Source organism: Novosphingobium sp. (assembly GCF_030699305.1).
Classification (GTDB): domain Bacteria; phylum Pseudomonadota; class Alphaproteobacteria; order Sphingomonadales; family Sphingomonadaceae; genus Novosphingobium.
On record NZ_JAUYNB010000010.1, the window covers coordinates 165,046 to 178,201 of the forward strand.

Below are 13,156 nucleotides of genomic sequence, written 5' to 3' on the forward strand. Positions count from 1 at the left end.
GGCGCGCGGTGGGAAGCGGGATCAGTCCTCACGCTTCTTCTTGGTTCCCCCGGCAAAGGCCGCGCCGTTTTCCATGAAGGATTGAAACAGCTTCATACCGGCTTGTCCCATGGGTGCCATGTTCTTCGCGAATTCCTGCACCTGCTCGATATTGCCGGCCCCCTTCATCGCCTTGGCGATGGCGTCGACATAGAACTCGTTGGCTTTGCCCACATCGGGCAGCCCCAGGAAGGTGCGCGCTTCTTCTGGCGTGCAGTCGATCTCGAGATGAACTTTCATTTGCTTCTCCTTCGGCCAGCACCCCAGCCTTCCCCGCTATGAAGCTGACACATGGGCTTGGCAAAGTCCACGGTGCGTGGTTAGGCCTTGGCCGTAGCCGTAACGCGAAGCACCCATCACAGGAGCACCACCGATGTCCGATATGGTCCAGATCCCCACACCCGATGGCCCCTCTTCCGCTGGCCATGCTGCCATTCCCGCTTATGTCGCCCGTCCTGCCGGGACGCCCACGGCGGCGATCATCGTCATTCCCGAAATCTTCGGCCTAAACCCCGGCATCCGCCAGAAGTGCGACAAGTGGGCTCAGCTCGGATTCCTGGCAGTCGCGCCCGACGTGTTCTGGCGCTTTGCCCCCGGCGTGGAACTGAACCCCGACGTGCCCGCAGAGCTGGAGGAAGCCTTCGGCTATTTCCAGCGGTATGATCCCACTGACGGCGTTGCCGATATCGCCGCGACGATCACATGGCTGCGCGCCACGCAGGGCGTGGGCAAGGTTGGCTGTGCCGGATACTGCCTGGGCGGGCGGCTGGCCTATATGGCCGCGGCGCGGACCGATATTGACGCCTCGGTCGGCTATTACGGCGTTGCAATCGAAACGATGCTGGACGAAGCCGCCGCCATCGCCAACCCGCTGCTGCTCCACATCCCGACCGGGGATCATCTGGTCGGTCCGGAGGCGCAGGCCGCGATCCACGGCGCGCTGGATGCCCACCCCAAGGTCACGCTGCACGACTATGCCGGGCTGGACCACGGCTTCGCCGCCGAAATGGGCAACCGCCGCAACGAAGAAGGCGCGCAGCTGGCTGATGGGCGGACGGTGGCGTTCCTCAAGGCAAATCTGGCCTGATTTTGTTTGCAGGGGCCATTGCCCCTGCACCCCTGACGTCTTCCGGCACGATGCGCGCGCTATGGTTCATCCAGGCGCACCGACCGCGCCGGGAGACGTATCGGGGCCCGGGGCAATGGGCCCCGGAATCCTTATTCGTACTGCCCAATCGCCTGAAAAATCCGACCGATTGCCTCACGATCCGCAGTGTCAATTTCCGGACGCCAGATCTCGAACAACAGCACCACGCGTTCCCGCGGACCGTCATTCTTGGCCTCGTGGTTGATGCTGTCATCGAACACCAGCGGCACGCCATCGACCCAGCCGCGTGTTTCGCTGCCCACCCGGAACCAGCAGTCGGGCGCGGTCAGGATCGGGATGTGGCAGATCAGCCGGGTGTTGAGCATCCCGGTATGCGGGGCGATATGCGCGCCCGGCAGCAGCCGCGACCAGTGCGCATTGGGGGACCGCCCCGGAATCTGCGGCATCGGTGCATGGGCCAGCGCCTCCATCGTTGCGGGGCAGCGCGCGGCGTTGTCCTCGACCCGTTCGCCATCCTGCCAGAAATGAAGCGCGGTCCAGGCCGGGTTGTCGAGCAAGGGCGTATTGGGCGCGGGCCGGTGTTCCTTGCGGTGAACATAGGGCGCAAAACCTTGCGCCCCGCTTGCCAGCACTGCGGTAAGCTCATCCTGCATCCGGGGGGCCAGCGCCAGCATCGGTTCCAGCCAGGGGAACTCCGCCGGATCATAGAACCGCTTTTGCGGCAGGCCCGGGTAATAGAACACCGATGGTTCCTGCAAATAGAGGTCGCGCTTGCCGGTCAGCAACTCGATCGCCTCGGCCATCGTTGGTGACAGGTCTTTTCCAATTAGTTCATAGAGATAACTCTCAAACCCGGCATTGGCCTGCCCCAGATACTGGACCGCATGGGCATGCAGCGCGGTCAGCGCAGGCGGCACCGCGCCGTCCGCCGCCGCCTGATTCAGCGCGGTGCGGTAAAAGGTCGATGCAGCCCGTGCGTCGCCCGCCTGTTCGCGTAGCCGGGCCTTGAGCAACAGCGCACCCACTTCACGCGGAGCAAGCTCCAGCTGTTGCTCCAGCGCGGCCTCCGCGGCATCGGCGTGGCCCAGCGCCAGTTCGGCGTTGGCCAGCGCCACCCATGGCACGTCCGCCGCCGGTGCGTGCTCCGCCGCCTCGCGCAACAGCGCGGCGGCGCGGGCCATGTCGCGCGCTGCCAGGGCCTGCATGCCCGCCGCGATTGCCGCGCGGAAGTCGTTGCTCATGCGCTCTCCTTGTGGAGTCAACGCATAGGCGAGGCTGGAACTTCTTCGCAAGCTGGGTCATGCTGCCCGGCAGCAAATAACCGCAGAGGATACCCGCAGATGGCAAAACACCCCGGACTGACCCGCTGGCACGCCTATATGGAAGGCGGCAGCAACCCGGCCGTGCTGGCCGACATGCTGGCGGATGACGCGGTGTTCCACTCGCCCGTGGTTCACACGCCGCAGGCCGGCAAGGCCAAGGTGATGGCCTATCTGGGCGCGGCGGGCGGCGTGTTCGGCAACGGCACGTTCGAATATGTCCGGGAAATTGCCGATGGCGACAATGTCATCCTGGAATTCACCGCCGAAATGGACGGGATCATGGTCAACGGAATCGACATGATCCAGTTCAACGCGGACGGAAAGATTCAGGATTTCAAGGTGATGGTCCGCCCGCTGAAGGCGATCAACAAGGTCTGGGACATGATGGCCGCGCAGCTGGCGGCGGCGAAGGGATAACAAAATGGCGCCGCTCGGCCAGAACCAAGCGGCGCCCTGATTGCGTGAAGCTGGTTACCCGGCCTTACTGATTCATCGTCGCGAAGAAGTCTTCGTTGGTCTTGGAATCCTTCATCTTGTCGAGCAGGAATTCCATCGCGTCGATCGTGCCCATTTGCATCAGGATGCGGCGCAGGACCCACATCTTGCTGAGCTTGTCCTTGCTGACCAGCAGTTCTTCCTTGCGGGTGCCGGACTTGCCGACGTCCAGCGCCGGGAAGATCCGCTTGTCCGCGACCTTGCGGTCCAGCACGATTTCCGAGTTACCGGTGCCCTTGAATTCTTCGAAGATCACTTCGTCCATGCGGCTGCCGGTATCGATCAGCGCGGTGGCGATGATCGACAGCGAACCGCCTTCCTCGATGTTGCGGGCCGCGCCGAAGAAGCGCTTGGGGCGCTGGAGCGCGTTCGCGTCGACGCCGCCGGTCAACACCTTGCCCGATGACGGGACCACGGTGTTGTAGGCCCGGCCCAGGCGCGTGATCGAATCCAGCAGGATCACCACGTCACGCTTGTGCTCGACCAGACGCTTGGCCTTTTCGATAACCATTTCAGCAACTTGCACGTGGCGCGTAGCAGGCTCGTCGAAGGTCGAGGAGATCACCTCACCCTTCACGCTGCGCTGCATGTCGGTCACTTCTTCCGGGCGTTCATCGACCAGCAGGACCAGCAGGAACACTTCGGGGTGGTTGTCGGTGATCGCCTTGGCGATATTCTGCAGCAGCACGGTCTTGCCGGTGCGCGGCGGGGCGACGATCAGCGCGCGCTGGCCCTTGCCCTGCGGGCTGATGATGTCGATCACGCGGGCCGATTTGTCCTTGACCGTGGGGTCCAGCGTATCAAGATTGAGCTTCTGATCGGGATAGAGCGGGGTCAGGTTGTCGAAGTTGACGCGGTGGCGCACGGCATCGGGATCGTCGAAGTTGACGCTGATCAGCTTGGTGATCGCGAAATAGCGTTCGCCGTCCTTGGGCGCGCGGACTTCACCTTCCACCGTGTCACCGGTGCGCAGGCCCCATTTGCGGACCTGATTGGGTGAAACATAGATATCGTCCGGGCCGGCCAGATAGTTCGCTTCCGGGCTGCGCAGAAAGCCGAACCCATCGGTCAGCACTTCGATCGTGCCAATCCCCAGGATCTGTTCGCCATCGTCGGCCAGTTCCTTGAGGATCGCGAACATCAGGTCCTGGCGGCGCAGGGTCGAAGCGCCTTCGACGCCCAGCTCTTCAGCCATTTCAACCAGTTCGGCCGAAGTCTTTTGCTTGAGTTCTTTCAGATGCATGGCGAATCCAAATCCAGCTTGCCTTGGTTCAGGTCTTGAAACGGCCGGCTGATCGAAGGGCTTGGAGAAAGCGGATCATCCCGCGCACAAGGGCGCAGGTCATGCCGGATAGCATGGCGCGGATAACCCCGCAGCCGCGCCCCTGTCAACGTAAACCCGCCATTCCAGGCCAGAAATCAGGCTGAACGGAACGCGTGACTGATCGGATAGCGGCGATCGCGGCCAAAGTTGCGCGTGCCCAGCTTGACCCCCGGCGGGGCCTGACGACGCTTGTATTCGGCCAGATGCAGCAGGCGCTCAATCCGCACCACAGTGGCGTGATCGAACCCTTCGGCAACCAGCTGGGGCACGCTTTTTTCATGCTCTACCAGTCCCAGCAGGATCGCATCGAGCACCGGATATTCCGGGAGCGAATCCGAATCCTTCTGGTCCGGGCGCAGTTCGGCGCTGGGCGGCTTGGCAATGATAGTGTCAGGCATAACCGGGCCGTCCGGTCCCAGCCCGATCTTGGGCTTGTGCCGGTTGCGCCACTTCGACACCGCGAACACGGTCAGCTTGTAGGCATCTTTCAGCGGGTTATAGCCGCCTGCCATGTCGCCATAGATGGTGGCATACCCAACGCTCATCTCGCTCTTGTTGCCGGTGGTCAGCAACATCGGACCGAACTTGTTGGACAGTGCCATCAGCGTCACGCCGCGAATCCGGCTTTGCAGGTTTTCCTCGGTAATATCGACGGCTGCATCGGCAAAGCTGCCTTCCAGCATGGCATCGAACCCGGCAACCGCAGGCTGGATCGGGATCGTTTCATAGCGGCACCCGATCAGCCGGGCGCATTCGGTTGCGTCATCCAGGCTTTCCTGACTGGTGAACCGGCTGGGCAGCATCACGCACCACACCCGCTCCGGCCCCAGTGCATCGGCCGCAATCGCGGCGCAGATCGCGCTGTCGATCCCGCCGGACAGGCCCAGCACCACGCCGGGAAAGCGGTTGCGGTTCACATAGTCGCGCAGCGCCAGCACCATTGCGCAATAGATGTCCTCCGGATGGTCGGACAGCGGCTCGATCACGCCGCGATCACAGCGCCAGCCAGTGGCGGTGCGGGTCCAGCGCGTCGTGATTTCCTGTTCTTCCCAGTCGGTCATCTGCACCGCCAGGCTGCCATCGCCGTTGACCACAAAGCTGGCCCCGTCGAACACCAGTTCATCCTGCCCGCCCACCCGGTTGAGATAGGCCAGCGGCAAGCCGGTATCGACCGCGCGGCGCTTGGCCACGCCATCGATCCGCAGCGTATCCTTGTCGATCTCATACGGGCTGCCGTTGATGCAGATCAGCAGTTCCGCGCCGAAATCGGCGAGGTGGCGGCAAACGTCGGGGTGCCAGATATCCTCGCAGATCGGCAGGCCGATCATCACGCCCTTAAACACGATCGGTTCGGGCAGCGGGCCGGGCTCAAACAGGCGCATTTCATCGAAAGTGCCGTAATTGGGCAGCTCATGCTTGAACCGGACCGCTGCGATCTTGCCCTGATCGAGCAGGGCCACCCCGTTGTGCAGGTTGCCATCGCGGACGAACACGCTGCCAACCAGCATTGCCGGGCCGCCGTCAGCGGTCGCCAGCGCCAATTGTTCCAGCCCGGCCGCCGCGCGTTCGATCAGTGCAGGTTTCAGCACCAGATCTTCGGGCGGATAGCCGATCAGCTGCATTTCCGGGAACACGACCAGATCTGCCCCTGCACTGCGCGCCCGGTCACGCGCAGCAAGCATCGCAGCAGAATTGGCAGCCAGATCGCCCACAGTCTGGTTAAGCTGGGCCAGCGTGATCGCAAGAGTATCGGTCATCCCGCTACCCTAGGCGGGAAAAAGCGGTTCGCGCAATGCCGCAAGGCCGATCAGAACGGCCGGACGATCACCAGAATGACGATCACCGGAATGGCAATGCCGGGCACCTCGTTGATCATCCGCAGCGCCCGCCCGCTCAGCTTGCGTTCTCCGCGCGCCAGCGCCTCGGCATAGCCCGCCAGCCAGACGTGATAGGCAGTCAGGCCCAGCACCGCGGCCAGCTTCACCAGAAACCAGCCGGAGGCGAAATACCCCATCGACCAGGCAATCATCAGGCCCAGCACCCAGCTGACCAGCAGTGATGGCCACATGATGATCTTCAGCAACCGCCGCTCACGCTGGATCCAGGCTGCGTTATCGGGGGAATCCGGCGCGCATTCCTGATGATAGACAAATACGCGGGGCAGCATGAACAGCCCGGCCATCCAGAAGATCACAAAGATCAGGTGCCCGGCCTTCAGCCAGAGATATGTCACGGAAAGAACCTCTTGCATGAACCCATGATAGCTTACTTGCGCCAGCCGCGCACCACCGCAAGCAATGCCTCGACATGCTCCAGCGGGGTGAACTGGCCGATCCCGTGGCCCAGATTGAACACGTGCGGCCGATCCGCAAACGCGTCCAGCACGCGCAGGGTCTGGCGTTCCAGCTCTGCCCCGCCGGCCAGCAGCAACAGCGGATCGAGGTTGCCCTGCACCGGCAGCCCGGCAGGCAGCGTTCTGGCCGCCCACAGCGGGTCAACCGTTTCATCGATCCCCACCGCATCCACCCCGGTTTCACGGGCATAGGCGGCCAGCTTTTCACCGGAACCCTTGGGAAAACCAATCACCGGCACATCCGGATACCGCGCCTTGATCCGTCCGGCGATTGCAGCATTCGGGGCAATTACCCAGCGTTCAAACTCCTCCGGGGCCAGACTGCCGGCCCAGCTGTCGAACAGTTGCACCGCTTCGGCGCCCGCTTCGATCTGACCGGCAAGGTATTCCACGGTCACATCGACAATGGCGTCGATGATCGCCTGGAACGCCGCCGGATCGCGATAGGCCATGGCGCGCGTTTCATGCTGGTCGCGGCTGCCCTCGCCCGCCACCATATACGTCGCGACGGTCCATGCACTGCCCGCAAAGCCCAGCATGGTCTTGTCTGCGGCCAATCCGGCGCGGACCAGCCGGACGGTGTCATAGATCGGGCTGAGCCGGTCTGGCACGGCTGTCAGCGCGGACAAGGCCGTATCGACCAGCCGGGGGGACAGGTGCGGACCTTCACCGGCCAGGAACTGCAAATCCTGCCCCATGGCGTAAGGCACGATCAGAATGTCTGAAAACAGGATCGCGCCGTCGAACCCGAACCGCCGGATCGGCTGCAAAGTGATCTCTGCCGCAGCTTCGCTGTCATAGACCAACGGCAGGAATCCGCCCTTTTCGGCCCGCAATGCACGGTATTCCGGCAGATAGCGCCCTGCCTGCCGCATCAGCCAGACTGGCCGCTGACTGGCGTTCCGACCACGCAGGGTATCAAGCAGCAAACCGGGCATCGAACGATTCCATTCCAATAACATTTAAGATTTTTTATAAGGATGTGACTGTAGTTGGCCTGTGGATAGCGCGAACAACCGCGCCTTGCCTGATTTGTCCCGGCCTGAACAGGGGGCAAGCGCAGGGCGACTCTGTTGCCCCCCGCGTCAAGCAAAGGTTATCCCGGCTATCCCCAGCCTGTGGGTAACAGTTTCCACCTGTCCACAAGTGGCGCACAGGAGTCCGGTCAATGGGCATGGAATCCATGTCGGATCTTGTCCCCCGGTTTGTCCCGTGATTTATGCGACCAATTGTCCACAGGGAGCCAAAATGCCCCGTCTCAACCTGCATCTGCTGTCGGATTCCACCGGCGAAACGCTGGAAGCCATCGCCAAGGCGGCGCTGGCGCAGTTCGAGGGGGCGGACGTGATCCGCCATTTCTGGCCGATGGTCCGCTCGCAGCAGCACCTTGACCGGATCATGGGCGATATCGCCAGCAATCCGGGGCTGGTGTTCTATACCATGGCCAGCACTGAATTACGCGGCAAGCTGGTGGAACGGTGCCGCGCGCTGGGGTTGCCGGTCGTGTCGGTGTTGGATTCGGCAGTCGAAGCGCTGGAATCCGCGCTGGGCCAGCACCCCCGCGCCCGCCCCGGCCGCCAGCACATGATGGACGAGGCCTATTTCGCCCGGGTCGACGCGATCCAGTTCACCATCGCCCACGACGACGGGGTGATGTGGGAAGACTGGGAAGAGGCCGACATCGTCCTTGCCGGGGTGTCACGCTCGTCAAAGACGCCGACCAGCATCTATCTCGCCAATCGCGGGTTCAAGGTCGCGAACATCCCGGTCGTGGTGGAAAGCCCGCCGCCCACTGCGCTGTTCGGGCTGAAGCATCCACTGGTCGTGGGGCTGACCACCGCGCCCGACCGGCTGATTCAGGTCCGCCGCAACCGGCTGCTCTCGCTCAACCAGGCGCCCGAAACGGCTTATGTCGATCAGGACCGGGTGGTGCGCGAAGTGCAGTATGCACGGCGGATGTTTGCCGATAACGACTGGCCCGTGATCGACGTCACCCGCCGCTCGATCGAGGAAACCGCTGCCGCCGTGATCAACCTTTACAACGAATCCCGTGCGCCCAAGGATGGCCGGGCCGACTGATGCTGGTGCTCGCATCGCAAAGTGCATCGCGTCAGGCGATGCTGACCGCTGCCGGGGTGGCTTTCACCCCCTGCCCCGCCGATGTCGATGAACGCGCGCTTGAGGCCAGCATGGCGGGGGCCGATCCCGATGGAATCGCGCTGGCGCTGGCCCGGGCCAAGGCGCTGGCCGTCTCGGCGCAGCACGTCGGCGCGCTGGTGCTGGGCAGCGACAGTCTGGTCGAAGTCGCTGGCCGCCGGTTCGACAAGCCGCGCAGCCGCGCCGAAGCGGCCGAGCATCTGCGGTTCTTTTCCGGACAGGCGATGCGGTTGCACAGCGCGGTCGCGCTGGCCCAGGGTGGCGCGGTGACCTGGCAGCATGGCGAATGCGCCGTGTTGCAGGTCCGCCCGCTAACCGAGGGATTCATCGAACGCTACCTTGCCGCCGAATGGCCCGACGTGCGCGCCTGCGTGGGCGTGTTCCGGATCGAGGGGCTGGGCGTGAACCTGTTCGAAACGATCACCGGCAGCCACTTCACCGTCCTGGGCATGCCGCTGCTGGCCGTGCTGGGCGCGCTGCGCGAAGCTGGGGAGCTGCCTGCATGACCCGCCCCTATGCCGAAGTGATCGGTGATCCGATCGTGCAATCAAAATCCCCTGCGATTCATGGCTTCTGGCTGGGCAAGCTGGGGATCGAGGCCGATTACCGCGCCTGTCATGTCGCCGCGGATGGGCTGGCCGATTACGTCGCCCGCCGCCGCGCCGATCCGGACTGGCGCGGGTGCAATGTCACCATGCCGCACAAGCAGGCGATCATGCCGCTGCTCGACCGGATCGATCCGGCCGCCGCGCGGATTGGCGCGGTGAATACGGTGGTGCGGGCCAGCGACGGCACGCTGACCGGCTACAACACCGACGCCCCCGGCTTTCTGGAGCCGCTCCAGTCACTGCTGGACCAGACGCACCTGTACCGGATGGCGCGGATTTTCGGCGCGGGCGGGGCTGCGCGGGCGATCATCACCGCGCTCGCGGACAAGGGCTTCACGCTGGTCGTTGCGGCGCGCAAGCCCGCGCAGGCCCGCGCATTGCTGGATGACCTGGCCCCGAACGGCGAACATCACGCGGTGGAACTCGCCCACTTTGCCCCCGCCACCGATTTCGCGTTCGACGACCGGGACCAGATCCTGGACCTGGTGATCAATGCCAGCCCGCTGGGCATGGCTGGCAACCCGCCGCTGGAGCTGGATTTCAGCCACGTTCCACCCGGCAGCGTGGTCTATGACATTGTCACGCATCCGCTCGACACCCCGTTGCTGGTCGAAGCCCGCCAGCGCGGACTGGCAACGGTTGATGGGCTGGCGATGCTGATCGGACAGGCGGCGGCAGCGTTCGAACGGTTCTTTGCCGCGCCCGCTCCGCGCGAATACGATGCTGAACTGCGCAAGGTGCTGACCGCATGACTGAACAACGCCCGTTTATTCTTGGTCTGACCGGCTCGATCGGCATGGGCAAATCGGCCGTCGCGGCCATGCTGCGGGGGTTGGGCGTGCCGGTGTTCGATGCCGACGCCGTGGTGCATGAATTGCAGGGTCCGGGCGGACCGCTGCTCCCCGCGATCGAGGCGGCGTTTCCCGGCACCACCGGGCCGGACGGGGTCGACCGGATCAAGCTGGGCGCGGCCGTGTTCGGCAATCCGGAAGCGCTGGGGCGGCTGGAAATGATCGTCCATCCGGAAGTGGCCGAAGTGCGCCGGGCGTTTCTGGCTGACAATCGCGATGCCCCGCTGATCGTGTTCGATGTGCCGCTGCTGTATGAAAAGGACGGCTGGAAAGCGGTCGATGCGGTTGCGGTCGTGTCCGCCCCGGCGGAAATGCAGCGGGCCCGCGTGCTGGCCCGCCCCGGCATGACCGAGGAGAAGTTTGAGCGGATCCTAGCGCTGCAAGTGCCCGATGCGGACAAGCGCGCACGGGCCGATCATGTGATCGATACCGGAACCTCGCTGGCCGAAACGCGCCATGCGGTGCAGCGGTTGATTCATGCGATCATCGGCGGTCAAAAATAGGGTTTCACCCCCTTGCCTAGGTGCCCTGACAGGCCCATGTCTTGTGCGTAATGCGTGAAATTATCTTCGATACCGAAACGACTGGACTTGATCCCAGAAACGGTGACCGCCTGGTTGAGATCGGCTGTATCGAAATGGTCAACCGGGTCACCACCGGTGCGACATTCCACTGCTACATCAACCCTGATCGCGATATGCCCGCTGCGGCCGAAGCGGTGCACGGCCTGTCGGCGGCATTCCTGTCGGACAAGCCGCGCTTCCATGAAAAAGCGGCTGCGTTTCTGGACTTCATCGGCGATTCGATGCTGGTCGCGCACAATGCCGGGTTCGATTTCGGGTTCATCAACGCCGAACTCGAAGCCTGCGGGCTGGAACCGGTCAGCAAGACGCGGATGATTGATACCGTGGCGCTGGCGCGGGTCCGCCACCCCGGTGCGAAGCTCAGCCTTGATGCGCTGTGCACGCGTTACGGGATCGATCGCAGCCACCGCACCATGCACGGCGCGCTGCTCGACGCCGAACTGCTGGCGCAAGTTTACGTGGAACTCACCGGGGGCCGCCAGATTGGCCTTGAACTGGCTGGTTCCCGGCAAGAATCGATCGTCGCCCCGGCAGCCATGCCGGTGCGCGACCGTGTGTTCCGCCCCGCACGTCCACATCGGGCGAGCGAGGCAGAGCTGGCGGCGCACGCCGCTTTCCTCGAATCGGTAAAGTCACCGCTATGGAACGACTGATTCGGATCGGCTGATTAAGACAGGAGAAGGTACTTATGGATATCCGCGTTTCCGGCCACCAGGTTGAAACTGGTGAAGCGCTGCAGGTCCATGCGCAAGAGCGGATGACCGCCATCGCCGCCAAGTACTTTGTCGGCACGATTTCCGCACACGTGACCTTCAATCGCGCCCCGGCGGGCGCGTTCCGCTGCGATATCGTGATGCACGTGATGCAGGGCCTGATCCTGAAGGCTGCCGGGGTTGCGCACGAGGCGCACGCCGCGCTCGATGTCGCGGCTGAAAAGATCGACAAGCAGCTGCGCCGCTACAAGCGCCGGATCAACGACCGGCATGAACAGACCGCCCATGCCATGCGGCAGGAAGAAGCCGCTTATACCGTGTTTGTCGAGCCGGAGCCGGATGCGGAGGAGGTGACCGTCGATGCGCCGGTCGTGATTGCCGAAACCCGGGTCGACGTGCCTGAATCGACGGTCTCGGACGCGGTGATGATGCTCGACCTGCGCAACACCAACGCGCTGTTGTTCAAGAATGCGGGTACCGGCACCTACAACATGGTCTACCGCCGCGGGGACGGTTCAATCGGCTGGGTTGAACCTTCCTGAATGAACGCGTAAAGGCGCGGTCATTCTGAAGGGGTGAGGGGCAGGAAATTGACGGTGCAGCCGCGCCGGGTTTCCAATCCTGCCCCTTTCCCCTGCACTTGCCGGATCCGGCAACTTTGGGACACGGGCCTTTCCATGACCGCACTTTTCACGCTTACGCCCGAAGCTGTCGGCACGATCGATGCAGACAGCAAACAGGCCATTCTGGACCAGCTTGCGCACTGCTTTGCCCAGGTCTACCAGCTCGATCCGGCCGTTGTGCTGGAACGGATCGAAGAACGGGAGAAACTGGGCAGCACCGGCTTTGGCCGCGGTGTCGCCATCCCGCACGCCCGCATTCCCGATCTTGCCCGTCCAGTGGCGGTGTTCTTTCGGCTGACGTCGCCAGTGGCGTTCGATGCAGCGGACGGCATGCCGGTGGAAATGGTGTTCGGGCTGCTATCGCCCGAATCGGCGGGAGCGGCGCATCTGCACGCGCTCGCCGCGATCAGCCGGATGATGCGCAATGAACAGATGCACACCGCCCTGACCGAAGCGCCAGGGGCCGAGGCGATCTATTCGCTGATTGCCAATGACATTGACCGCAACGTTGCCTGAAGCAGCCCCCGCCGGCGCGGCGCTGCACTGGCGCGCGCTGGAGGGGCTGTATGCTTCGGCTCCCGTCAACAGCCTGTTCGCCTCGACCCTGGCCATCACCGGTGAAGGCACGGCGCGGATTGCGTTCGACATTGATGAGCGCTGCTATCACGCGGCCGGTGCGGCGCATGGCACGATCTATTTCAAGATGCTGGATGACGCCGCATTCTATGCCGCAAACACGCTGGTAACGGACAAGTTCCTGCTGACCACATCCTTCAACCTGCACTTTTCGCGCCCGGTCAAAGTGGGGCGGGTCATTGCCGAGGGGCGCTGGGTTTCCGGCCGCCGCCGCGTGCTGGTGGCCGAATCCCGCCTGATTGATCGGGACGGAGAGGAAATTGGCCGCGGCACCGGGACGTTCCAGCGCAGCCGGATCGCCTTGTCCAGTCTGCCGGGTTACGCCGCCGGTCTGGTCGGCTGA

16 protein-coding genes are annotated in these 13,156 nt (G+C 63.7%); 10 read left to right on the top strand and 6 right to left on the bottom strand.

All coding sequences use genetic code 11. The features are described 5' to 3' along the window. Positions 1 to 21: 21 nt before the first annotated feature. A complete protein-coding gene (locus tag Q8Q53_RS03525) occupies positions 22 to 279 on the bottom strand; it encodes a DUF6489 family protein (RefSeq protein ID WP_305700367.1) in 258 nt (85 codons plus the stop codon). Positions 280 to 412: 133 nt separating this feature from the next. Here Q8Q53_RS03525 and Q8Q53_RS03530 point away from each other — a divergent pair, with 133 nt between their 5' ends. Further along, positions 413 to 1,126, top strand: coding sequence for a dienelactone hydrolase family protein (locus Q8Q53_RS03530; protein ID WP_305700368.1), 714 nt, complete (start codon positions 413 to 415; stop codon positions 1,124 to 1,126). A 131-nt stretch (positions 1,127 to 1,257) separates the two neighbouring features. On the opposite strand, the gene Q8Q53_RS03535 is transcribed toward Q8Q53_RS03530, so the two are convergent. Further along, a complete protein-coding gene (locus Q8Q53_RS03535; protein WP_305700369.1) occupies positions 1,258 to 2,388 on the bottom strand; it encodes an aspartyl/asparaginyl beta-hydroxylase domain-containing protein in 1,131 nt (376 codons plus the stop codon). Between the two features lie 99 nt (positions 2,389 to 2,487). Between Q8Q53_RS03535 and Q8Q53_RS03540 the strand changes: the two genes are divergently transcribed. Then, the gene (locus tag Q8Q53_RS03540) at positions 2,488 to 2,886 is read left to right on the top strand and encodes a nuclear transport factor 2 family protein (RefSeq protein ID WP_305700370.1); all 399 of its coding nucleotides are present in this window, start codon (positions 2,488 to 2,490) and stop codon (positions 2,884 to 2,886) included. Between the two features lie 64 nt (positions 2,887 to 2,950). Here Q8Q53_RS03540 and rho read toward each other — a convergent pair whose 3' ends face one another. From rho to hemE, 4 genes are all read right to left on the bottom strand, one after another. Continuing rightward, complete coding sequence (gene rho / locus Q8Q53_RS03545) at positions 2,951 to 4,207, bottom strand: transcription termination factor Rho (RefSeq protein ID WP_305700371.1); 1,257 nt, start codon at positions 4,205 to 4,207, stop codon at positions 2,951 to 2,953. 176 nt (positions 4,208 to 4,383) lie between these two features. After that, a complete protein-coding gene (locus Q8Q53_RS03550; protein WP_305700372.1) occupies positions 4,384 to 6,045 on the bottom strand; it encodes an NAD+ synthase in 1,662 nt (553 codons plus the stop codon). A 50-nt stretch (positions 6,046 to 6,095) separates the two neighbouring features. Next, on the bottom strand, positions 6,096 to 6,539 hold the full coding sequence (locus tag Q8Q53_RS03555) for a CopD family protein (protein ID WP_305700373.1): 444 nt from the start codon (positions 6,537 to 6,539) through the stop codon (positions 6,096 to 6,098). A 14-nt stretch (positions 6,540 to 6,553) separates the two neighbouring features. Further along, entirely contained in the window at positions 6,554 to 7,579 is a 1,026-nt protein-coding gene (gene hemE, locus Q8Q53_RS03560) for a uroporphyrinogen decarboxylase (protein WP_305700374.1), read from the bottom strand. A gap of 310 nt (positions 7,580 to 7,889) precedes the next feature. On the opposite strand from hemE, the gene Q8Q53_RS03565 reads away from it, so the two are divergent. From Q8Q53_RS03565 to Q8Q53_RS03600, 8 genes are all read left to right on the top strand, one after another. Continuing rightward, on the top strand, positions 7,890 to 8,720 hold the full coding sequence (locus Q8Q53_RS03565) for a pyruvate, water dikinase regulatory protein (protein WP_305700375.1): 831 nt from the start codon (positions 7,890 to 7,892) through the stop codon (positions 8,718 to 8,720). Next, positions 8,720 to 9,304: a nucleoside triphosphate pyrophosphatase gene (locus tag Q8Q53_RS03570; protein WP_305700376.1), complete on the top strand. Its 585-nt coding sequence runs from the start codon at positions 8,720 to 8,722 to the stop codon at positions 9,302 to 9,304. Before Q8Q53_RS03565 ends, Q8Q53_RS03570 begins: the two co-directional genes overlap by 1 nt. After that, the gene (gene aroE, locus Q8Q53_RS03575) at positions 9,301 to 10,158 is read left to right on the top strand and encodes a shikimate dehydrogenase (protein WP_305700377.1); all 858 of its coding nucleotides are present in this window, start codon (positions 9,301 to 9,303) and stop codon (positions 10,156 to 10,158) included. Before Q8Q53_RS03570 ends, aroE begins: the two co-directional genes overlap by 4 nt. Continuing rightward, a complete protein-coding gene (coaE, locus tag Q8Q53_RS03580; protein ID WP_305700378.1) occupies positions 10,155 to 10,760 on the top strand; it encodes a dephospho-CoA kinase in 606 nt (201 codons plus the stop codon). Before aroE ends, coaE begins: the two co-directional genes overlap by 4 nt. Before the next feature lie 50 nt (positions 10,761 to 10,810). Further along, entirely contained in the window at positions 10,811 to 11,494 is a 684-nt protein-coding gene (gene dnaQ / locus Q8Q53_RS03585; RefSeq protein WP_305700379.1) for a DNA polymerase III subunit epsilon, read from the top strand. Between the two features lie 35 nt (positions 11,495 to 11,529). Then, entirely contained in the window at positions 11,530 to 12,096 is a 567-nt protein-coding gene (gene hpf, locus Q8Q53_RS03590) for a ribosome hibernation-promoting factor, HPF/YfiA family (protein ID WP_305700380.1), read from the top strand. A 135-nt stretch (positions 12,097 to 12,231) separates the two neighbouring features. Further along, positions 12,232 to 12,693 carry a PTS sugar transporter subunit IIA gene (locus Q8Q53_RS03595; RefSeq protein WP_305700381.1) on the top strand — a complete coding sequence of 154 codons (462 nt, stop codon included), beginning with the start codon at positions 12,232 to 12,234 and terminating at the stop codon, positions 12,691 to 12,693. Continuing rightward, positions 12,668 to 13,156 (top strand): PaaI family thioesterase, encoded by a 489-nt coding sequence (locus Q8Q53_RS03600; RefSeq protein ID WP_305700382.1) that lies wholly within the window; start codon positions 12,668 to 12,670, stop codon positions 13,154 to 13,156. Before Q8Q53_RS03595 ends, Q8Q53_RS03600 begins: the two co-directional genes overlap by 26 nt.